Origin of the sequence: Izhakiella capsodis (assembly GCF_900115045.1) — a bacterium.
Classification (GTDB): Bacteria; Pseudomonadota; Gammaproteobacteria; order Enterobacterales; family Enterobacteriaceae; genus Izhakiella; species Izhakiella capsodis.
The window spans coordinates 60,322-79,648 of the sequence record NZ_FOVC01000004.1 but is presented as its reverse complement, the minus strand read 5'-3'; the positions used below and the strand labels follow the sequence as shown (position 1 = coordinate 79,648).

Below are 19,327 nucleotides of genomic sequence, written 5' to 3'. Positions count from 1 at the left end.
AGGCAACACATGCGTATTCCTTACAGCCGCTGGCCAGAAGATCTGGCAAACCGCTATCGTGAACAGGGCTACTGGCAGGATCTGCCACTGGCCGATATTCTTTCTCGCCATGGTCAGTGTGACGCACTGGCGGTGATAGACGGCGAACGGTATTTTACCTACAGTCAGCTAAACCGCGCGGCGGATAATCTGGCGGCATCGCTGCGGCGAGCGGGATTAACCGCAGGTGAAACGGCGTTGGTGCAACTGGGTAACGTTGCCGAATTTTATATTACGTTTTTTGCCCTGCTAAAAATCGGCGTGGCACCGGTCAACGCGCTGTTCAGCCATCAGCGCAGCGAGCTGACGGCTTATGCCGCGCAGATTGCACCCGCCCTGCTGATTGCCGATCGTCAACATGCGCTGTTTTCAGATAACGCCTTTCTGAACCTGTTACGCGATCAGCAACGCTCGCTGCGGGTGGTGCTGCTGCGTAACGACAGCGGTGAATATAATCTGGATGCGGCGATTGAACAGCCAGCGACTGATTTTGTCGCCTCGCCGTCGGCCAGCGATGAGGTGGCCTTTTTCCAGCTGTCCGGCGGCAGTACTGGCACGCCGAAGCTAATACCCCGCACGCATAACGATTATTATTACAGCGTTCGCCGCAGTAACGAAATTTGTCGATTTGATCAGAATACGCGCTATCTCTGTGCGTTGCCGGCCGCGCATAACTATCCGCTAAGTTCGCCGGGTGCGCTGGGGGTTTTTCTGGCTCAGGGTTGTGTGGTATTGGCGGATGATCCCAGCGCGACCTTATGCTTTGCGCTGATAGAACGCCATCAGATTAACGTGACGGCTCTGGTGCCACCTGCCGTCGGCCTGTGGTTGCAGGCTATCAGGGAGTGGGGTGGGAATCAGCAACTGGCGTCACTGACGCTGCTGCAAGTGGGGGGGGCGCGGCTGTCGACGACTCTGGCGGCGCGTATTCAGGATGAGATCGGTTGTCAGTTACAGCAAGTTTTCGGTATGGCCGAGGGACTGGTGAACTATACCCGTCTGGACGACCCGCCTGAGCGCATTATCGATACGCAGGGGCGGCCGATGAGTCCGGATGATGAAGTCTGGGTCGCCGATGAAAATGGCAACCCGTTGCCGCGTGGTGAAGTTGGGCGGCTTATGACACGCGGGCCTTATACCTTCCGTGGTTATTACAACAGTCCGGAATATAACGCTCAGGCCTTTGATAGTGACGGTTTCTATTGCTCAGGCGATCTGATTTCGATCGACGAGCAGGGTTATATCACCGTGCAGGGGCGAGAAAAAGATCAGATTAATCGCGGCGGAGAGAAGATCGCCGCAGAAGAGATCGAAAACCTTCTGCTGCGCCATCAGGCCGTGGTCCAGGCTGCGCTGGTTAGTATGGACGATAGCCTGCTGGGGGAAAAAAGCTGTGCTTATCTGGTGGTGAACGCGCCGGTACGCGCGGTAGAGGTGCGCCGCTTCCTGCGCGATCTGGGTGTCGCAGAGTTTAAACTACCGGATCGCGTTGAGCTAATGGATGAATTGCCGCTCACGCCGGTAGGCAAGGTCGATAAAAAGCGTTTACGCCAGCGGCTTGATCGCCATCCACTGATCTGAACAAGAGAGAACTATCATGGCTATTCAAAAACTGCATTCTTATGCACTTCCTGCGGCGCAAGAGATACCGTTAAATAAGGTTAGCTGGGCATTTGACCCTCAGCGTGCCGCGCTCCTGATCCACGATATGCAACAGTATTTCCTCGGCTTTTGGGGCGATAACAGCCCGTTGATTGAAAAAGTCGTGGAGAATATCGCGGCGCTACGTCAGTTCTGTAAACAGAACAATATTCCCGTTTACTACACCGCCCAGCCTTCAACACAGAGCGATGAAGATCGCGCGCTGTTAAACGATATGTGGGGGCCGGGTCTGACCCGCTCGCCAGACCAGCAGCGCGTTGTGGCTGCGCTGGCACCCGATGAGTCGGACACCATGCTGGTCAAATGGCGCTATAGCGCTTTTTATCGCTCACCATTGGAGAAAATGCTCAAAGAAACCGGGCGAGACCAGCTGATTATCACCGGTGTTTATGCGCACATCGGCTGTATGATTACCGCGACCGATGCATTTATGCGCGATATCAAACCTTTTATGGTTGCCGATGCGCTGGCCGATTTCAGTCGCGAGGAGCACCTGATGGCGCTAAGATTTGTCGCCGGGCGCTCAGGTCGCGTAGTGATGACGGAAGAGTTGCTGCCGCTACCCGCTTCTAAAGCCGCACTGCGTACGCTGGTCATGCCGTTATTGGATGAGTCGGACGAGCCGCTGGATGATGAAAACTTGATTGATTACGGTCTGGACTCTGTGCGCATGATGGCGCTGGCCGCTCGCTGGCGCAAAGCGCATCATGATATTGATTTTGTCATGCTGGCGAAAAACCCCACTATTGATGCCTGGTGGGCGCTGTTGTCGCGCGGGGTGAAGTCGTGACGGCTCTGGATTTTCTCGGCCAGCGGATATGGGTAACCGGCGCGGGTAAAGGGATCGGGTACGCCACCGCACTGGCGTTTGCTGAAGCCGGAGCCGAGGTGACCGGCTTCGATCTGACGTTTTCCGGCGGGCCTTATCCTTTTACCACCGAGATAATGGACGTTGCCGATAGCCGACAGGTTGCGCAGGTTTGCCATCGTTTGTTGAAACAGGGCGAGCGACTTGATGTGCTGGTCAACGCGGCAGGCATTTTGCGAATGGGTGCGACTGATTCGCTGTCAGCCGAAGACTGGCAGCAAACGTTTGCCGTTAATGTTGGCGGTGCGTTTAATCTGTATCAGCAAACGATGGCACATTTTCGCCATCAGCGTGGTGGTGCGATCGTGACGGTGGCCTCTGATGCCGCCCATACGCCGCGTATTGGCATGAGCGCCTACGGTGCATCCAAAGCTGCCCTGAAAAGTCTGACGCAGACGGTAGGGCTTGAGCTGGCCGCGTTCGGCGTGCGGTGTAATATCGTCTCGCCCGGCTCCACCGATACCGATATGCAGCGCACCCTCTGGAGCAGCGATGATGCGGAGCTGCTGCGAATTCGCGGTGTCGGCGCGCAGTTTAAGCTCGGTATTCCGTTAGGCAAGATCGCCCGTCCGAGCGAAATCGCCAATACGATTTTATTTCTCGCATCCAGCCATGCCAGCCATATCACGTTGCAGGACATTGTGGTGGATGGCGGTTCAACACTGGGAGCATAAATGTTCTGGAAACGCCCTTACACGCTGGATGAACTGAATGCCTCCAGCGCCAACACGTTGGTTGCGCACCTGGGGATCGTTTATATCCGCGTCGCGGAGGGGATGCTGGAAGCGGAAATGCCGGTCGATAGCCGTACCATTCAGCCGTTTGGCCTGCTTCACGGTGGTGCCTCGGCGGTGCTGGCGGAGACGCTCGGTTCGATGGCAGGTTACATGATGACCAATGAAGGGCAAACGGTGGTCGGTATGGAGCTGAACGCGACTCATCATCGCGCGGTAAGCAGCGGCAAAGTGCGCGGCGTCTGCCAGCCGCTGCATCTGGGCCGTCAGCATCAAAGCTGGGAGGTGGCCCTGTTTGACGAACGCGGGCAACGCACTTGCAGCTGTCGGTTAAGTACCGCGGTATTGGGGTGAAGGTGACGTCACTTCCGGACGCTTTGCCCACTGTAAATCTACTGGTTGCAAGGCTAAGTGGTGCAACGTTTTCTCATTATGAAACTCCGGTGCTGCAAGCGGGTGGATTGATCGCGCTGGCACTCCGCTAACCGAGCGCCGGGGCGAGAGTTTTTTTCTCACTGAAACCGCGTTTTAATGCAGGCAGCACTGCTTATATTTTTTACCACTGCCGCACGGGCAGGGATCGTTTCGGCCAGGCCGACTACCGACAACGACCGGTTGTTCGGAAGGCTGCTGTGGCTGCGCTAGCCAGTAGCTATGCAACGCGATGGCCGCCGGGCGAATAGCGGCGATACTCTGCTCCATCTCCTCCGGTGAGAGAGTATCAAGCCGCTCAAAATTTTCCTGCGTCCCATGCAGGGCAATGGCGTTTAATGCAGGCTGCAGCATTGCAGGCAGTGATGACCAGTCGCGTAGCGCCACGCCGCGCATGTAACCGAAGCACCACTCCTCGGCGATAGTGAACTCCTTGTCGTCGATTTCGCGCACGCCAAACAGAGGATCAAACTGATCGGGATAGTGATTCAGGCGATCGGCAATATCGTTCATATGCTGGAAGCTGAGATCGATAAAGCGCGACATTTCTCGTTCGTTACTCCATGACGGTATGTTTTTCTCTCCGCCCCACAGTGCGATTAGCCATTCGCTGGGAGGGACTACCGTCGGGCCTGACAGGATGGCTGTTAGCATACCGTCAAGTTCGGCGACATCAAGAATTGAACTGTCATTGCCATATTTTTCCAGCAGTTCTTCGAGCCATTGCAGCTCTTTGTCAGTTAATGGACCTTCTTTCATACAAACGCCTCCTGGCATCAAAGGGGTTCACCGTGGCGCACAGATGCTGGCTTATCTTTTCGCACGAGGGGGCAATTGCCAGCTTACGCGCAGTTTATTCAACGAGTCTACTAGTTATCGGCAAAAGTTGCGCCGACGTTATCAATTAAAAATGCTGAGTTCTTCCTATCGATTAACGCTATGTTTTAATTTATCTTTTAGTGTCGTTTATGTTTATTAATTGTAAATATAATATTATTCAGGATGACTATTAATTGCGAGCGGGCGGATCCCTGTGCACTCTTAATACGCTTTCGACGCATACGCACCGATATCCTTTTCGCATCTGACTTCAGGCTGAGCATTACTTAATCCAGCTCACATTTTTATTTAATTACCATTGAATTAGTCCAGGGCCGCTAAGATAATCCGCCGAAATAATCCATTTTTATGATGGCGTGCTACTGCGAAAGCAGGCAAGACCAAAATAGGAGTGCTCTCCCGCCAGGGGAGCGTCGCTGTTTTGGTTTTTTTTTTGCTCTAATGTCAGGGGATACAATGAACTATAGTGAAACAGCAAATAAAATCCTCCATGCGGTGGGCGGAGCGGAGAATATCCGTATGCTTACTCATTGCGCAACACGACTGCGTATGGAGTTCAATGATCGCGGGAAGGTCAATGATCTCCAGATTGGCTCTATTCCCGGTGTGATCAGCGTTGTGGAGAAAGGTGGCCAGTTTCAGATTGTTATCGGCAATGAGGTTCAGCAGGTTTATCGCCTTATCCATAAGGGTTTGCCGCAGAGAAATACGCCGACCGGCAGCGATAAAAACGCGAAACCTGACGGTATCGTTGCGCGTATTATCAGCGTCATTTCGACAACGTTTACCCCGGTAATCCCGGCGATCACTGGCGCGGGCATGATCAAAGCGTTGTTGGCTATTCTCAAGCTAACCGGTGCGATTAGCGAAACCAGCCCGACCTATCAACTGCTCAATATTATTGCCGACGCGGCCTTTTTTTTCCTGCCGGTACTGCTGGCCTACGGGGCATCGCTTAAGTTTGAATGTAACCCGATTCTGGCGATGACCCTCGCGGGCGTGCTGCTGCATCCGGGCATTGGACAGATGATGGCGACCGGTAAAACGGTTGATTTTCTCGGTATCCACGTGCTGCTTGCAGATTATGCCGGATCGGTGCTGCCGATCATTCTGACCGTGTGGCTGATGTCGTGGGTGGAGCGCTTTGCCGAAAAAGTCTCACCATCGATTATCAAATTTTTCGTCAAGCCGATGCTGATTCTGTTGATTACCGCCCCGCTGGCCCTGGTGGTTGTCGGCCCGGCGGGGATTTTACTCAACGATCTGGTCGCTGCAGGGGCGGGGGCAATAGACCACCACGCCAGCTGGTTAATCCCGATGCTGATGGGGACGCTGCAGCCATTTCTGATCATTACCGGCACCGCCTGGGCGATGACGCCGATCGCAACCGGTCAGCTAAGTAAAAACGGTTATGAGATGATTAACGGGCCGGGGATGCTGGCGTCAAACGTCGCGATGGGGGCCGCGACGCTGTGTGTAGCGCTAAAAACCAAAAATAGTAACCTGCGTCAGCTCGCCTCTTCTTCGGGCTTTACCGCGCTGCTGGGGATCACCGAGCCGGCGTTGTATGGGGTGCTGCTCAAGTCCCGCCCTGTGCTGATTGCCGCTATGATCGGCGGTGGCTGCGCTGGGGTATACGCTGGGGTTAGCGGACTGGTACGCTACGCGTTTGTTTCTCCGGGGCTGGCGGCGCTGCCGGCGTTTATTGGTGCCAATCCGATGAACATCGTCCATGCGCTGATCACCTGCGCCATTGCTATCGTGGTATCTTTTACCCTGACATGGTTTATTGCATTTAAAGAGAGCGTCGAGGATAAAAAAGGCGTCAGCGAGGCGCCCCAGCCTGCTACCGGACCAGTAAGTCAGGGGGAAATTGAGGTGTTAAGCCCGCTGCGCGGCCAGGTGGTGGCGCTAAGCGAAGTCAACGATGACGTGTTTTCCGGCGGTCTGCTGGGCGAAGGGGTCGCGATCCGTCCGCAGGAAGGTATTTTGCGAGCGCCTTTTAGCGGTACGGTGGTGATGTTTTTGCCCTCCTGTCACGCTGTTGGCCTGCGGAGCGACAGAGGGCTTGAGCTGCTGATCCACATTGGTATCGACACCGTAAACCTTAATGGTCAGTACTTTAGTTCAGCGCTGAAGGTGGGGGATAAAGTGGATGCTGGACAGCCGCTTATCCGTTTTGATATGGCTGCTATTGAACAGGCCGGCTATGACCTGATTACCCCGGTGATTGTGATTGATGACGATAAGCAGCACATGCTGCATCTCACCGCCGCTGTGCAGGTTGATTACGGCGAGCGGCTGATGGTGCAATCCGCGAAGGAGATACCGGTATGATCTATCAACAACAGGCCCGATTCCCGGATGGTTTTCTGTGGGGTGCGTCTACCTCGGCTTATCAGGTCGAGGGCGCGTGGGATAAAGACGGTAAAGGACCGTCGGTAGTCGATATGCTCAGCCATCCACCCGGAACCGCAGATTTCCGCGTCGCCAGCGACCACTATCATCGCGTAGAGGAGGATGTCGCTCTGATGGCGCAAATGGGCCTGAAGGCTTACCGCTTTTCGATAGCCTGGTCCAGGGTGATCCCCGATGGTGACGGCGTGGTGAATCCGGACGGTTTGGCCTTCTATCACCGTCTGATCGACGCCCTGACACGCCACGGGATCACGCCAATTGTCACGCTGTACCACTTCGACCTGCCGTGGGCGCTGGAGCTAAAAGGCGGCTGGCTGAACCGCAAAACCGGTGAGGCGTTCGTGCGCTATGCCCGGCTGCTGTTCAGCGAGTATGCCGATAAAGCCCCGCTATGGTTAACGATTAACGAACAGAACACCATGATCCTGCATCCCGGTGCGATTGGCGTACCTGCCGATCGCGCCCTGCCGGACAAGCGGTCGTTGTACCAGCAGAATCATCATATGATGCTGGCTCAGGCACAGATTTTTGCCCTGTGTCACCGTGAATTTCCCGGACTGCGCATCGGCCCGGCGATAAATACCACCTCAATGTATGCCGAAAGCTGCCGACCGGAAGATGCTATTGCCGCACACAACTGGGAGACGCTACGCTGCTGGAGTTTTATGGATGTTGCGGTGCATGGCCGCTACAACGCTCTGGCGTGGGCCTATATGCGGGACCGCGGTCTCGCGCCGGAGATGCAGCCTGAGGACGCGCTGATTTTGCAGCAGGGAAATCCGGACTTTATCGCCATTAACTACTATTCGACCGCCACTATTGCGGCCAGCCGGGGCGACGGTGGCGATGTAGCGCCCCGTGCGGGCGACCAGCAGATCATGCTGGGTGAGGAGGGGGTTTATCGGCCGGCGGAAAACCCGTGGGTTGGCAAAACGCCCTATGGCTGGGTAGTGGACCCGGTGGGGTTACGCCTGACGCTGCGTAAAGTGTGTGAGCGCTATGGTCTGCCGATTCTGATTAGCGAAAATGGTATGGGCGCGCCGGATAAGCTGGAGCATGACGGGACGGTTAATGATGATTATCGTATCGCCTTCCTTGACGCGCATATTGCACAAATGCGACTGGCGATTGCCGATGGCGTCGAGCTGATGGGCTATTGCCCTTGGGCGGCAATTGACGTGGTCAGTACGCACCAGGGATACGCCAAGCGATACGGTTTTATTTATGTCGATCGCGGTGAGGATGACCTGAAGAGTCTGCACAGGGTCCGTAAACGCAGCTTCTGGTGGTATAAGGATCTCATCGCGCAAAACGGTAACACCGACGAGTCGCTGAGATGATTGTCCAGAAGGTGCTCAATAATAGCCTGGTGCTCTCCATCGATGACGATAACAGGGAGGTTATCGTCATGGGAAAAGGCATTGGCTTTAACAGCAAAGCCGGCGATGAGATCGTCCCCGAGGCGATTGAAAAACTGTTTGTCACCCAGACGCTCTATGTACGCGGCGGCTATCCCGAAGCACTCTCCACCATTTCTGACGAGGTTATTGAAATGGCCTCGATGATTATTTCCCTAGCCAATCAGCAACTGACCAGCAAAGTCCGCGAGCAGATTTTCTTTACGCTTGCCGACCACCTGAACTTTGCTATCGAGCGCAGTCGTAAAGGGATCATCCTTCAAAACCGCCTGTTACCGGATGTCAGGCGCTTTTATTCACAGCAGTTTCACGTTGCCAGTGAAGCGGTGAGAATTATCCGCGAGTTATATGGTATTGAACTGCCGGAGGAGGAGGTTGGAAATATCGCTTTTCACCTGGTTAACGGCCAAACCGAGGGCGACGATGTGGCGCAGGCCATGCAATCGGTGAAAATGCTGAAGGATATTTTTAATCTTGTGCAGTATCACTTTAAGCAGCAGATAGACACCGAATCGATTAACTACTCGCGCTTTCTGATCCATATGCAGTTTTTCCTTCAGCGTTTACAGGAGGGGGAACAGGACGGCGCGCGAGACAGTTTTTTGCTGGAGCAGGTGATTAAGGCTTATCCGGACGCTTACCGCTGTGCGCTGCTGATCCGTGATTATGTAAAGGCCCAGCTCGATAGTATCCTCGGAGAGAGCGAGCTGCTGTGGCTTACGGTTCACCTGGTGCGGATCGCAAATCTCGACGGGTGAATTCGTTCTGTCAAACGGCTTACACCGGACGTTGTGCCGATGCCGTTGTCATCGGGTTTTGGGCTCACCCCTGACCGTCAATTGACAGTAAAAAGACGCCCGGAGGGGGCTATGTTCACACCCTTTTTACTTTTTGCGTTAATAAATCTGGTCATCCTGGGGTGGTTGTGGCTATAACTGTCTGCCACAATGAAACCTTTGTGCGACATGATAGCCGTAAGTGATGGGAGAGATTATGCATAAAACTAAAAAGGTGCTGTGTACCGCCTTCATGTTTTCGACGGTATTAGCGTTAACGTCCTGCGCTAAGACGGTTAATCAACAGAGCGATATACAGCAGGCTGCATCGGTTGAGCAGGCACAGGCCGATGTCGCCCAGTCGAACGATGCGGCTCAGGCTTCCTCTCAACAGAAGAGTGAACAGCCGCACTCTTTTCCGCACAATGTGCAGGCGCAAAACGGCACCACACCGGGAGAGAGCAGTGAGATAGTGCCTGGCCCGCAAAATGATTACGAGGTTAAAAGCTTCTTCGCGGATTACAAAAAATACATTATCGGTGACATCGTTCCTCCGCTATACCGTACAAAACCCTATTACATTACGGATTATAAAGTCCGCCATTTACCGGCTCCGCAGCCCGATAGTCACTGGACCTATATGGGCGGCAATTACGTGCTGATCAGCAATGGCGAAGGTAAAATTTTGCAGGCCAAGGCGGGTGAGATTTTTTATCACTGATGTCTTCAGACCTTCTGTACACAGGCGCACTAACATTGCGCCTTTTTTACGCCGGTTACTCTATCCCGGGGAGATAGATGCAGATTGGAAGACCGCACCTGAATGACCTCCTGAGTCACAGAGAACCGCGGCGCAGTGGGTATGAGCAGAAACTAAAATACATGAATTTTAAAAAACTGTTGATTAACTTTATGTTAATAAAAAATAATATCTGTACTCATACTTTTGCTCCGATCGTTGATCGGGATGATTTTGCTACTATGTTAAAATCAATCACGATAGGATAATTTCTGTCTCTCGATATAAACGCAGTTGACCCGGTTAATGGGGAACATTAACGGCTACGAATTTAAGGTAAATGGAATTGAAAAAATTATTATTACCCGTCTTAATCTCAGGGTTTATCGTTACCGGCTGCTCATCGATACCGAAAAATCTTGGTGGTAACAGCGAGCTGGTTTCTACGGCGAGTTATCAGCAACTCTATGAAAATCCAGTCCAGTATAAGGGGCAGGAGGTTCGTATTGGTGGTCGGGTAGTGAACGTCATCAATCATGAGAATGAAACGCTGTTTGAAATAGCGGTTCAGCCTCTTGATAAAACTGCCCGGCCCGATATAGACCAGCCCTATCAGGGGCGTGTGATGGTTAAAAAAGCGGGCTTTATCGATCCTCTGACGCTCAGGAATCATCTGATAACCGTACTGGGTACGGTAGATAATAGCGTGCAGGGTAGGGTCGGGAAAGCACAATATAAATTCATCGTTCTTAACATGCTGGGCTATCAAATCTGGCATATCAGAGAAAATCTGATACCTGTTGAAAGCTGGAACTACGGCTTTGGTCCGTACTGGAACGATGGCTGGTCAGCCTATCCCTACCCCTATCCCTATGTAATGGATTGGGGGTGGTATCCGGCGCCAGATTCTTTTCAGATTCAGAAAACCATTGTTAAATAATGGTAATAAAAGCGGCCATCTGGCCGCTCAGGCACTTATCTGCTGGCGACAATGTTCGATTTTCCTCTTACCTGAGTAATATTGATCGTGATCGGAACAAACTCATCGGGAGTTTCAGCCGTATCGGCATTGTTCAATGTCAACATATGAGCTTCTCCACTTATATGAATGGGTTGCAACTGAAATGGAACTGACTGAGCCGCGGAAAAAAAAGAGATGCCCAGGAAGGTTCCGCCCATTAATATATCTGCAATTCTCATCCTGACTTTTTCCTCAATAACCTTTCGATAGCAGTAACCTACCGGACATAAAATTGATTTTTGTCAGTACAAGATAAAGATGTTTTGGCAGTTATGGTGATATTTATCGATCGGAATGGCACCGGCAGAAGACGCTGAAATGATTATTTTTGCGTTTTTCTTTGACGCTCAGGTAACAATGGCCATTTCGCCAGTTGTTATCATCAGTCCATAATACTTGTTTACCCAAGTTCATTCATTTTTAATCATATTTAAATGATATTTTGACGCTGGTTTTTAATTCACCAGAATCAAAACAAGTATGGATCAGGGTGCATCAGAATAAATTAACATTCTGATAATGTTCCTCACACAGTGGGCGAATAATATGTTTACTTTCTTTCAGACAACACTTAACTTCATCCTGGCAAAAGATGATAACTAAGGCGCTAATAGTTAGCATGAGTATTATTAATGATGTTTTTATTATTTTCATGTTCTGCTGCGATTGGTTATTTACAGGCATGCATGTTAATCGTTTTATTAAAAGTTAACTACAGTTTGTTATTCGTTTAGGAAATAATTCGTTGTGCCAGATTTTTTTAACCATTCAGCCTGATATTAATCAATTTATCTAATGATAAATAGTTATTTTCTGAGTTGACTGGTTTTTATGCCGGTAATCGTCCCGAAGAAGATGAAAGCGCGTTAAAACATTAAACCGGCAGATCGATGACCAGCGCTTGCGTTGGCGTGGTGGCGATCAGCTCAAGCTGGTTTTCTTCGGCAATAAACGCACCATCGCCGCAGACCAGACGCCGGGTCTCAGATGCTGGTGTTTGCACCTGTAATGAGCCGTGTATCGATTGCAGATAGGCTCGTGGTCCATGTAAACGGACACGTTGTTGCTCCCCTTTTTCCAGCATTAGATGATGTATCCACACCTGCTGGCGTAATTTCAGGCTACCCCTGTTGCCTGTTGGCGAAGCCAGTAAAGCGTAAGGTGCCCGTCGCGTGCTAATGCGTTGTACAGGGCTGTTTTCCCGCTCCGGAGAAGCATCCAGCCATAGCTGCATACGGGTCAGCGGGGTCGTTTTACTCAGGTTGTGTTCGCTGTAAATGATCCCAGACTGGGTTGCCAGCAGCACCGCTTCGCCGGTTTGCGCTACGGTGTGTTTGCCTTCGCTGTCACGGTATTCCGCTCCACCCTGCAAAATAATATTCAGCACGTCGACGTTGGGGTAGACCCGGGGTTGGAAGGATGCACCCGGTGCCAGAACCTCCTGATTAAGCACGCGCAGCGATGCATAGCCCAGCAGTTTCGGATCAAAGTAGTGTCCAAAGGAAAAGGTGTAGCGCGCTTGCAGCCAGCCATAGTCGGCTTTCCCACATTCATGTGCGGCACGGCCGATAATCATAACTTTCTCCTGCTGGACCTTGCCTTTACACGAAGATTCATTGTTCTATGGTAAGTTTCTGGACGGTGGAATGTTAGCCAGGTAATCTGCTCGGTATATTCAAATTTACTGACAGAGGCGGCTATTATGGCAAAAGATCGGGCGCTGACCCTGGAAGCGCTGCGCGTAATGGATGCCATTGACCGGCGCGGCAGCTTCGCCGCCGCCGCCGATGAGCTGGGGCGGGTACCTTCTGCGCTAAGCTACACCATGCAGAAGCTGGAGGAGGAGCTGGATGTCGTGTTGTTTGACCGTTCAGGGCACCGTACACGCTTTACCAATGTAGGTCGAATGCTGCTGGAGCGCGGGAGAGTGTTGCTTGAGGCGGCGGATAAACTGACCGTCGATGCTGAAGCACTGGCGCGCGGCTGGGAAACGCATCTGACGATTGTTGTCGAGGCTCTGGTGTCGACCGAGCTTCTGTTTCCACTGGTTGATAAGCTGGCGACCAAATCCACTACGCAGATATCGCTGATAACCGAGGTATTAGCAGGCTCCTGGGAGCGCCTTGAGCAGGGGCGTGCAGATATTGTTATCGCACCGGATATGCATTTTCGTGCCTCGTCAGAGGTCAATACCCGGAAACTGTTTACCATGATGAGTGTTTACGTTGCCAGCGCTAACCATCCTATCCATCAGGAGCCGGAGCCGCTTTCCGAGATTACCCGTGTAAAGTATAGAGGCATTGCGGTGGCTGATACGGCACGCGAGCGTCCGGTACTCACCGTTCAACTGCTGGATAAACAGCAGCGTCTGACCGTCAGCAGCATGGAAGTTAAGCGGCAGGCGTTATTGCAGGGGTTGGGTGTAGCGACTATGCCGTGGCCGATGGTCGAACAGGATATTGCAGAAGGACGGCTGCGGGTGGTAAGCCCGGAATATACGCGTGAAGTCGATATTATTATGGCCTGGCGCCGTGATAGCATGGGAGAGGCGAAGGCATGGTGCCTGCGTGAGATCCCAAAACTGTTCTCGAAGCGTCAGGCGAGCTGACAGTCAGCCGCCTGCGGCGTCTCCGGGCAATTTTGAGCCGGGAAAACGTGTATCCCGGCCATGTGGTTCCAGCCAGTTAAAACCGCCCCACCGAAATAATGCCGTGAGGATCAAGGACGGGATGGCTGCGTTAGTAATGATGGCGAATATGAGCAAGGTCGACGGCATCGGCAACGTTGGGCAGCTAATAGATTTCCCGCAGAAAACCAGTAAGGTTAAGAAAGTCGTCGAGACGAGATTTATTACACTTGAAGTGAGTGACATAGACCGCTTCAAAGCGCACTACCCGCTTTATCATAAAGCTGCTGGCTGGTGGCAAACCCACTTTTGTAAACGCCATTATTTACTGAGTGCTAAACCCAGTCGTTAATCTCATCGATCTCTTTTCGCAGTGTATCAGGATAATAATCACCGGCACGGGCGCCGAGCGCATCAAATGCGTTGTTACACATACGCAAAATATCGGCGGATTCATTACTGACAATGGTGTGGCGCTGCTTATCCCACATTACGGGAACCGCTACGCGTCCGCTATATTGGGGATCGGCATGCAGATAATGCTGATATAAGAATTCGTGTTGATAAAGTTTGTCCCCGGTGGCTTCGGGAAAGTCATGTTCGAATGTTCAGCCGTTAGGGACGCACTACTGAGATATCAATTAACTTCTCCAGGCCTTTCAATCGGTGCATCAGCAGCGTGCGATGCGCCCAGGGGCAGGCGAGTGCTACGTACAGATGAGAGCGATCTTTCTCTGTTTTAAACCCTCCTATAGCGCTGGGACCTTCGGCCCCGTTCGAAGTAATCCAGTGGCGGAGAACCGATTCTATCCGTTTAAAATGTCCGCCGTTTGTTTTCGTATCATATCCCCCATCGTGCCAGACACCATTAATCAACTGACCCACACCGTCCTCCCTTTCGCCATCATGAAAATAGCTTCCGGTCTCAGACACCAGAAGGTTACTTTCAAAGTTTAGCTGGGAAGGTTAGCACTTTTTATTTAATACGCGGTTCTTGCGTCCAGGTATTGATAAGAAAACCGGACAGAATGATCATCAGGTGCGCACGATGATAACGACTGCGTATTTTTCAATTATTCTGTTAGCCCTGATTTCTGATTAGGGTCGATATAGGTGTGGAGAAAAGTGAGAGGTATAACGACTGGAATTTTTCTGACTGATAAGGGGCGCGTCAGGACGCCCCGTGAGTGGATCATTGCTTTGGTAGCTTGCTGCGTATCAATCGCCAGGTGCTCCAGATGCCGAGTCCTCGCTTGAACCAGCGTCCCAAACGTCGGGGATGACGTACGGACCAGATGGCCGCCAGACTGCTGCCGATAGCGATATAGCGCCGCAGGGACATTAGCCTGAGCCAGCTGCGGTCGTAGCGAAAAGTGGCGTACTCCCAGTCGCGGCACCCGGCACTGAGATCCAAACGCTGCTGTTGAATTAACCGCAGCAAATCTGATTTCCGCTGCTCGCGTTCGCGGTAACCCACTACTCTTTCTCCAGCAGCTGGCGATCATTGTCCAGTTCTTTACGCGTAGCGCGTAACAGGCTGGATTGACGTGATTTTGCCAGCGTCCACACACCAAAAATTAGCGCTAAAGCGAACAGCACCGCCGTGGTGATAGCAATCGCCATCAGTCGATACTGGGCGTCTACGGCCCAGATGATCAGCACCATCAGGCTCATTAAGCCAAAAGCAGTAAACAGCATGGTGAGGCCAATCATCATCAGCATCTGAATCAGATTCGCTTTTTCCTCTTCCAGCTCAACCACTGCCAGGCGCAAACGTGTTTCGACGATCCCTACAAGGATAGTGATGATGCGCTGGCCTGTGGAAATGACCCCTTTAGCGGGGCCATGATTTTGCTGTAAATCAGCCATAGTTAACGGCGCGCTATCAAAATGCCGATAATGACGCCGACTGCTGCGCCAATGCCTGCGCTGGTCCAGGGATTTTCTTTGACGTAATCATCAGCGCGATCGGCGACTTCTCGTGAGGTTTGCGCCAGGCGCTCGCCTGAATCACCCAGTCGCGCGCGCGTCTCTTTCAGCGCACTGTGCGCTTTGGTGCGCAGTTTATCGAGTTCACCTTTTGATTTCTCAGCCGAATTGTTCAGCACTTCTTCAAGGGTATCCGCCAGGTTTTTCAACTCAGTGCGCAGATTTTCTGAGGTGGTATCTTTAGCCATAAAACACTCCTTGATAATCAATAATATCCAAATTCAGACGACGCTGTTACCAGCGGGAAGACTCAAGCTTTTTAAGTTCAGCGCGAGCCTCGGTGAGTTTGCGTTCGCGTTTTTCAATTTTAGCGCGATCGTCGCTTTTCGCTTGCTCTTCAGCCAGCTCATGTTCACGCTCTTTTACTTTAGCACGCTGAGCGGCAATTTTTTCCTGGTGAGCACTGCGCAGCATTTTATCACTGCAATTTGATTGTGCTTCCGTGAGTGCGCGTTCGAGACCATTAATACGGCGCTGATTGTTATGTTTTTTAGCCACGTCGATTTCGTGCCTGATGGCGTCGGCTTTTTGCTGACATAGCGAATCTGAAGCCTGTGCCACACCCGCCAGTATAAACAGCGAAGCCACAGTAATTTGGCAGTATTTCATAACTGATTTCCTTGTAATAATGACGGCCACAGTCGGCAAAAATTCTCAGACAGGTCGTTTTTTCAATTTGTTAAAGCATAGTCATTAATTCGATAAACCACAAAAATGAGAAACGCGCATTTGCGGTAAGGCTGTTCAGGTATGCTGAGTGACAGCGACAGTGTGATCTCTTACCGAAACGGTCTCTTTTAGTTGACAAATATCGAGGCCATAGGGAAGAACTCGCCGCAGCAAGCGCTCAGCAGCCTGGCTCTGTTCAGGAGAGTCAAATAGTATCACCAGTGAATGGGGGGCAGGAGTGATGCTTTTAATGCGGATGCCGTGGCCGCTCAGACATTGATAAACGTAAAATCCGTCTGGCAGCGCCACCCCCTGAAGACTGGTACGGATTCGTATTCCAGTATCGTGGTGTATTATCGAAGGAAGTACGTTCAGCGCAAAGAGTAATACCGATCCTGTAAAAAGCCCGATCAGCAGCCGTAGGCGCATAATTCCGGGCTTTTTTAACACATTCATTAGGAGTCTCCTTTCTCATTTGGTTGCGAAACAGCTCGCTTTTTACGCCAAATCATCAGAAGTGAACCGCATAAACCAATCACCAGCAGTATTAACGGCAGCATCATCAGCCCGAACATTAACTGGTCTTCGTAGCGACGAAACAGCGGCGTTTTGCCTAGCGCGAATCCAAGCAGTGTCAGGATTAGCACCCACAGTAGACCGCTCATCCAGTTGAAAAATTGAAACCGCGCATTACTCAGGCCAGATATGCCCGCAAGGGTTGGCAACAACGTGCGGACAAAAGCGATAAAACGGCCAATAAGCAGTGCTGAAAGACCGTGACGGTGAAAGAGATTGCGCGCGCGCTGATGATACTGAGTGGGTAAATGCGCCAGCCAATTTTGCACGATTTTGGTATTACCTAACCAGCGCCCCTGAATATAACTCACCCAACAGCCCAGGCTGGCGCCGGTGGTGAGAATAAATAAAGTCAGAGGAAAATTTAACGTGCCTTTGGCGATCAGTACGCCGACCAGGATTAGCAGGCTATCACCGGGGAGAAATGCGGCAGGAAGCAAGCCGTTTTCTAAAAAAAGGATGACGAACAGAACAATATAAATTGCCCACATCAGCGATGGGTCTGTAAGCGTTACGAAATCCTGATGCCACAGGGCATAAAACAGAGATTGAAGAGTTTCCATCAACGGGCATTCCTGACAGCGTATATCCTCGATCGATCCAAACAAAGCGGAAATGAATGAGCTGCTGGTTTCAGCAAGCACGGATCGAACATTATGCAAATTATCAAGTGAGACGTTACTAATGTTGTCACTAAACACCATTAGTAAGAAAAGCTGTCTGACTGTAACAAATCACAGGCTGAGACGATAGCTAAAGCGTAGTCTGTCTTTCTGTTTTTACCGTTTGGTAGCCATAAGAAAAAGGAGTTTTACACTGACTGACATTTTTCAGTCTTTCCGCGGTGAAAATGACCCTAAATTACCTGGGAAAGTATTATTTTTAACGACCTGTCAGGGTAAATATGAACAGACTGGTAATTTGACAATATTTATCCTGCTGGAATTCGTCGTTGCGAGATATTTCTTTCACTAACAAGGCGTATTGACAACATTTTTATAGGTGTGCATCGACCGTAAGATCGGTTGGAAGAGTGCGTTTTGGCCCGTGGTTTTTAACTGATATCGCATCTTTAACGTACTGGCAGTAGCCTTTACTGTGCTTCACCGACTAATCGCGCTTAATTGTCGGATATGGTGGCTCTGCAGGGTAAATTACTGGCGAAATTTCGCCCAAAACGCACGAGATTAATGTGTTTTGGTATAAGGAATATTTACTTATAAGGCAAGGTGGAGGATTAAACAGGCCACCCGGCAAGGGCAGCCTGTTCGCTTACTGATGAAACTGAGTCTGCTGTTTGCGCTCGTCGCCGATGCAGGCGGCGGCAGTGAACAGAATATCGGCGGAAGAGTTTAGCGCTGTCTCAGAAGAGTCCTGTAATACGCTGATAATGAAGCCTAAAGCAACGACTTGCATGGCAATATCATTAGGAATGCCAAACATGTTACAGGCTACCGGCACCAGTAGCAGCGATCCTCCCGCTACCCCGGAGCAGCCAAAGGCACACAGGGAAGCGACGACGCTCAGCAGTATTGCTGTCGGCAAATCAACGTGAATGCCTAACGTATTGACCGCAGCCAGCGTCAGGGTCGTAATCGTGATCGCCGCGCCTGCCATGCTGATATTGGCACCCAGCGGAATGGCGACCGAGTAGGTGTCTTCATCGAGATTAAGCTTTTTCGCAAGCGCCAGGTTTACCGGGATATTCGCGGCTGAACTTCGGGTGAAAAAGGCAGTAACGCCGCTTTCGCGCAGGCAGGTAAACACCAGCGGATAGGGATTGCGACGGATTTTCCAGTAAACCAGTAGCGGATTAAACACCAGTGCCATCAGCAGCATGCAACCCAGTAATAATGCAAGCAGGTGTGCATAGCCCCATAACGTCGCGAAGCCAGTGTCAGCAAGAATTGACGCAACCAGGCCGAAAATTCCCAGAGGGGCACAGCGAATGACGACACGTACCAGCCATGTTACCGCTAAAGAGGCGTCTTTAAGCACCGTGCGGGTGGTGTCGCTGGCATGTCGGAATGCCAGCCCAAGACCGATTGCCCATACCAGAATACCAATATAGTTTGCTTCAATCAGAGCACTTACCGGATTAACCACCATATTCATTAACAGGCCCTGAATAACGGCGAGGATGCCTGACGGCGGCGTAATTTGCTGACTGACGCTTTTCAGCACCAGATATTGTGGCATCAGGTGGCTCATGACTACCGCGACCACCGCTGCAAAGAAGGTGCTGAGTAAATAGAGAATTATCACGTGACGAACGCTGGTTTTTTGTCCAGGCTGATGGCTGGCGATGGAGGCTATTACCAGCATCAGTACCAGAAGGGGAGCGACGCCCTTCAGCGCGCTGACGAACAGCGTTCCTAATATGCCTACCGCATGGGCGGCCGGTTTCGACACAGCGGCGAGCGCGATGCCGGCGAGTAGTCCAATCAGAATTTGTTGAATGAGGCTTCCCTGAAACAGGCGTTGCCGCCAGTTTTGTCCTTTGTTATCTACTTGCATCTC

Annotated in this window: 20 protein-coding genes and 1 pseudogene; 10 read left to right on the top strand and 11 right to left on the bottom strand. The window is 51.5% G+C overall.

All coding sequences use genetic code 11. The features are described from left to right. Nucleotides 1-9 precede the first annotated feature (9 nt). From BM191_RS07890 to entH, 4 genes are read left to right on the top strand one after another with little or no spacing between them, the layout of a single operon-like run. Nucleotides 10-1,620: a (2,3-dihydroxybenzoyl)adenylate synthase gene (locus BM191_RS07890; protein WP_092876898.1), complete on the top strand. Its 1,611-nt coding sequence runs from the start codon at nt 10-12 to the stop codon at nt 1,618-1,620. Between the two features lie 16 nt (nt 1,621-1,636). Then, complete coding sequence (locus BM191_RS07885; protein ID WP_092876895.1) at nt 1,637-2,491, top strand: isochorismatase; 855 nt, start codon at nt 1,637-1,639, stop codon at nt 2,489-2,491. A gap of 5 nt (nt 2,492-2,496) precedes the next feature. Then, complete coding sequence (gene entA / locus BM191_RS07880; protein ID WP_092877235.1) at nt 2,497-3,243, top strand: 2,3-dihydro-2,3-dihydroxybenzoate dehydrogenase EntA; 747 nt, start codon at nt 2,497-2,499, stop codon at nt 3,241-3,243. After that, nucleotides 3,244-3,657: a proofreading thioesterase EntH gene (gene entH / locus BM191_RS07875; RefSeq protein WP_092876893.1), complete on the top strand. Its 414-nt coding sequence runs from the start codon at nt 3,244-3,246 to the stop codon at nt 3,655-3,657. A 174-nt stretch (nt 3,658-3,831) separates the two neighbouring features. Here entH and BM191_RS07870 read toward each other — a convergent pair whose 3' ends face one another. Next, on the bottom strand, nt 3,832-4,494 hold the full coding sequence (locus BM191_RS07870; RefSeq protein ID WP_092876891.1) for a YecA/YgfB family protein: 663 nt from the start codon (nt 4,492-4,494) through the stop codon (nt 3,832-3,834). A gap of 537 nt (nt 4,495-5,031) precedes the next feature. Between BM191_RS07870 and BM191_RS07865 the strand changes: the two genes are divergently transcribed. The 5 genes from BM191_RS07865 to BM191_RS07840 all read left to right on the top strand — a co-directional run bounded on the left by BM191_RS07865 (nt 5,032) and on the right by BM191_RS07840 (nt 10,866). After that, nucleotides 5,032-6,912: a beta-glucoside-specific PTS transporter subunit IIABC gene (locus BM191_RS07865; RefSeq protein ID WP_092876889.1), complete on the top strand. Its 1,881-nt coding sequence runs from the start codon at nt 5,032-5,034 to the stop codon at nt 6,910-6,912. After that, nucleotides 6,909-8,333: a glycoside hydrolase family 1 protein gene (locus BM191_RS07860; protein ID WP_092876887.1), complete on the top strand. Its 1,425-nt coding sequence runs from the start codon at nt 6,909-6,911 to the stop codon at nt 8,331-8,333. Before BM191_RS07865 ends, BM191_RS07860 begins: the two co-directional genes overlap by 4 nt. Continuing rightward, nucleotides 8,330-9,169 carry a PRD domain-containing protein gene (locus BM191_RS07855; RefSeq protein ID WP_092876885.1) on the top strand — a complete coding sequence of 280 codons (840 nt, stop codon included), beginning with the start codon at nt 8,330-8,332 and terminating at the stop codon, nt 9,167-9,169. The genes BM191_RS07860 and BM191_RS07855 overlap by 4 nt, the downstream gene beginning before the upstream one ends. Before the next feature lie 235 nt (nt 9,170-9,404). Further along, complete coding sequence (locus BM191_RS07850) at nt 9,405-9,908, top strand: RcnB family protein (protein WP_092876883.1); 504 nt, start codon at nt 9,405-9,407, stop codon at nt 9,906-9,908. 364 nt (nt 9,909-10,272) lie between these two features. Next, nucleotides 10,273-10,866: a Slp family lipoprotein gene (locus tag BM191_RS07840; protein ID WP_177203312.1), complete on the top strand. Its 594-nt coding sequence runs from the start codon at nt 10,273-10,275 to the stop codon at nt 10,864-10,866. A 35-nt stretch (nt 10,867-10,901) separates the two neighbouring features. On the opposite strand, the gene BM191_RS07835 is transcribed toward BM191_RS07840, so the two are convergent. Together BM191_RS07835 and BM191_RS07830 are read right to left on the bottom strand one after the other, a co-directional pair. Continuing rightward, the gene (locus BM191_RS07835; RefSeq protein ID WP_092876877.1) at nt 10,902-11,126 is read right to left on the bottom strand and encodes a hypothetical protein; all 225 of its coding nucleotides are present in this window, start codon (nt 11,124-11,126) and stop codon (nt 10,902-10,904) included. Between the two features lie 695 nt (nt 11,127-11,821). Beyond that, nucleotides 11,822-12,523, bottom strand: a complete 702-nt coding sequence (locus BM191_RS07830; protein ID WP_092876875.1) for a pirin family protein — start codon at nt 12,521-12,523, stop codon at nt 11,822-11,824. Between the two features lie 126 nt (nt 12,524-12,649). Between BM191_RS07830 and BM191_RS07825 the strand changes: the two genes are divergently transcribed. Then, complete coding sequence (locus tag BM191_RS07825; RefSeq protein ID WP_092876873.1) at nt 12,650-13,555, top strand: LysR family transcriptional regulator; 906 nt, start codon at nt 12,650-12,652, stop codon at nt 13,553-13,555. Between the two features lie 3 nt (nt 13,556-13,558). On the opposite strand, the pseudogene BM191_RS07820 reads toward BM191_RS07825, so the two are convergent. The 8 genes and pseudogenes from BM191_RS07820 to sstT all read right to left on the bottom strand — a co-directional run bounded on the left by BM191_RS07820 (nt 13,559) and on the right by sstT (nt 19,324). Then, a pseudogene (locus BM191_RS07820) lies at nt 13,559-14,458 on the bottom strand (glutathione S-transferase family protein). A gap of 307 nt (nt 14,459-14,765) precedes the next feature. After that, nucleotides 14,766-15,050, bottom strand: coding sequence for a YqjK-like family protein (locus BM191_RS07815; protein ID WP_092876871.1), 285 nt, complete (start codon nt 15,048-15,050; stop codon nt 14,766-14,768). Continuing rightward, nucleotides 15,050-15,442: a phage holin family protein gene (locus BM191_RS07810; protein ID WP_092876869.1), complete on the bottom strand. Its 393-nt coding sequence runs from the start codon at nt 15,440-15,442 to the stop codon at nt 15,050-15,052. The genes BM191_RS07815 and BM191_RS07810 overlap by 1 nt, the downstream gene beginning before the upstream one ends. Nucleotides 15,443-15,444: 2 nt before the next feature. Continuing rightward, complete coding sequence (locus tag BM191_RS07805; protein WP_092876867.1) at nt 15,445-15,750, bottom strand: DUF883 family protein; 306 nt, start codon at nt 15,748-15,750, stop codon at nt 15,445-15,447. A 46-nt stretch (nt 15,751-15,796) separates the two neighbouring features. Continuing rightward, nucleotides 15,797-16,171, bottom strand: coding sequence for a DUF1090 domain-containing protein (locus BM191_RS07800; RefSeq protein WP_092876865.1), 375 nt, complete (start codon nt 16,169-16,171; stop codon nt 15,797-15,799). A gap of 135 nt (nt 16,172-16,306) precedes the next feature. Continuing rightward, on the bottom strand, nt 16,307-16,687 hold the full coding sequence (gene mzrA, locus BM191_RS07795; protein ID WP_092876863.1) for an EnvZ/OmpR regulon moderator MzrA: 381 nt from the start codon (nt 16,685-16,687) through the stop codon (nt 16,307-16,309). Further along, complete coding sequence (locus tag BM191_RS07790) at nt 16,687-17,370, bottom strand: DedA family protein (RefSeq protein WP_092877233.1); 684 nt, start codon at nt 17,368-17,370, stop codon at nt 16,687-16,689. The genes mzrA and BM191_RS07790 overlap by 1 nt, the downstream gene beginning before the upstream one ends. 709 nt (nt 17,371-18,079) lie before the next feature. Then, a complete protein-coding gene (sstT, locus tag BM191_RS07785; protein WP_092876861.1) occupies nt 18,080-19,324 on the bottom strand; it encodes a serine/threonine transporter SstT in 1,245 nt (414 codons plus the stop codon). Between the last annotated feature and the right edge of the window lie 3 nt (nt 19,325-19,327).

What these genes read in the sequence shown, in the direction of transcription:
- BM191_RS07890 (WP_092876898.1), top strand. Translation starts at nt 10, where the DNA reads ATGCGTATTCCTTACAGCCGCTGGCCAGAAGATCTGGCAAACCGCTAT.
- BM191_RS07885 (WP_092876895.1), top strand. Translation starts at nt 1,637, where the DNA reads ATGGCTATTCAAAAACTGCATTCTTATGCACTTCCTGCGGCGCAAGAG.
- entH (WP_092876893.1), top strand. Translation starts at nt 3,244, where the DNA reads ATGTTCTGGAAACGCCCTTACACGCTGGATGAACTGAATGCCTCCAGC.
- BM191_RS07870 (WP_092876891.1), bottom strand. Translation starts at nt 4,494, where the DNA reads ATGAAAGAAGGTCCATTAACTGACAAAGAGCTGCAATGGCTCGAAGAA.
- BM191_RS07865 (WP_092876889.1), top strand. Translation starts at nt 5,032, where the DNA reads ATGAACTATAGTGAAACAGCAAATAAAATCCTCCATGCGGTGGGCGGA.
- BM191_RS07860 (WP_092876887.1), top strand. Translation starts at nt 6,909, where the DNA reads ATGATCTATCAACAACAGGCCCGATTCCCGGATGGTTTTCTGTGGGGT.
- BM191_RS07855 (WP_092876885.1), top strand. Translation starts at nt 8,330, where the DNA reads ATGATTGTCCAGAAGGTGCTCAATAATAGCCTGGTGCTCTCCATCGAT.
- BM191_RS07850 (WP_092876883.1), top strand. Translation starts at nt 9,405, where the DNA reads ATGCATAAAACTAAAAAGGTGCTGTGTACCGCCTTCATGTTTTCGACG.
- BM191_RS07835 (WP_092876877.1), bottom strand. Translation starts at nt 11,126, where the DNA reads ATGAGAATTGCAGATATATTAATGGGCGGAACCTTCCTGGGCATCTCT.
- BM191_RS07830 (WP_092876875.1), bottom strand. Translation starts at nt 12,523, where the DNA reads ATGATTATCGGCCGTGCCGCACATGAATGTGGGAAAGCCGACTATGGC.
- BM191_RS07825 (WP_092876873.1), top strand. Translation starts at nt 12,650, where the DNA reads ATGGCAAAAGATCGGGCGCTGACCCTGGAAGCGCTGCGCGTAATGGAT.
- BM191_RS07810 (WP_092876869.1), bottom strand. Translation starts at nt 15,442, where the DNA reads ATGGCTGATTTACAGCAAAATCATGGCCCCGCTAAAGGGGTCATTTCC.
- BM191_RS07805 (WP_092876867.1), bottom strand. Translation starts at nt 15,750, where the DNA reads ATGGCTAAAGATACCACCTCAGAAAATCTGCGCACTGAGTTGAAAAAC.
- BM191_RS07800 (WP_092876865.1), bottom strand. Translation starts at nt 16,171, where the DNA reads ATGAAATACTGCCAAATTACTGTGGCTTCGCTGTTTATACTGGCGGGT.
- mzrA (WP_092876863.1), bottom strand. Translation starts at nt 16,687, where the DNA reads ATGAATGTGTTAAAAAAGCCCGGAATTATGCGCCTACGGCTGCTGATC.
- BM191_RS07790 (WP_092877233.1), bottom strand. Translation starts at nt 17,370, where the DNA reads ATGGAAACTCTTCAATCTCTGTTTTATGCCCTGTGGCATCAGGATTTC.
- sstT (WP_092876861.1), bottom strand. Translation starts at nt 19,324, where the DNA reads ATGCAAGTAGATAACAAAGGACAAAACTGGCGGCAACGCCTGTTTCAG.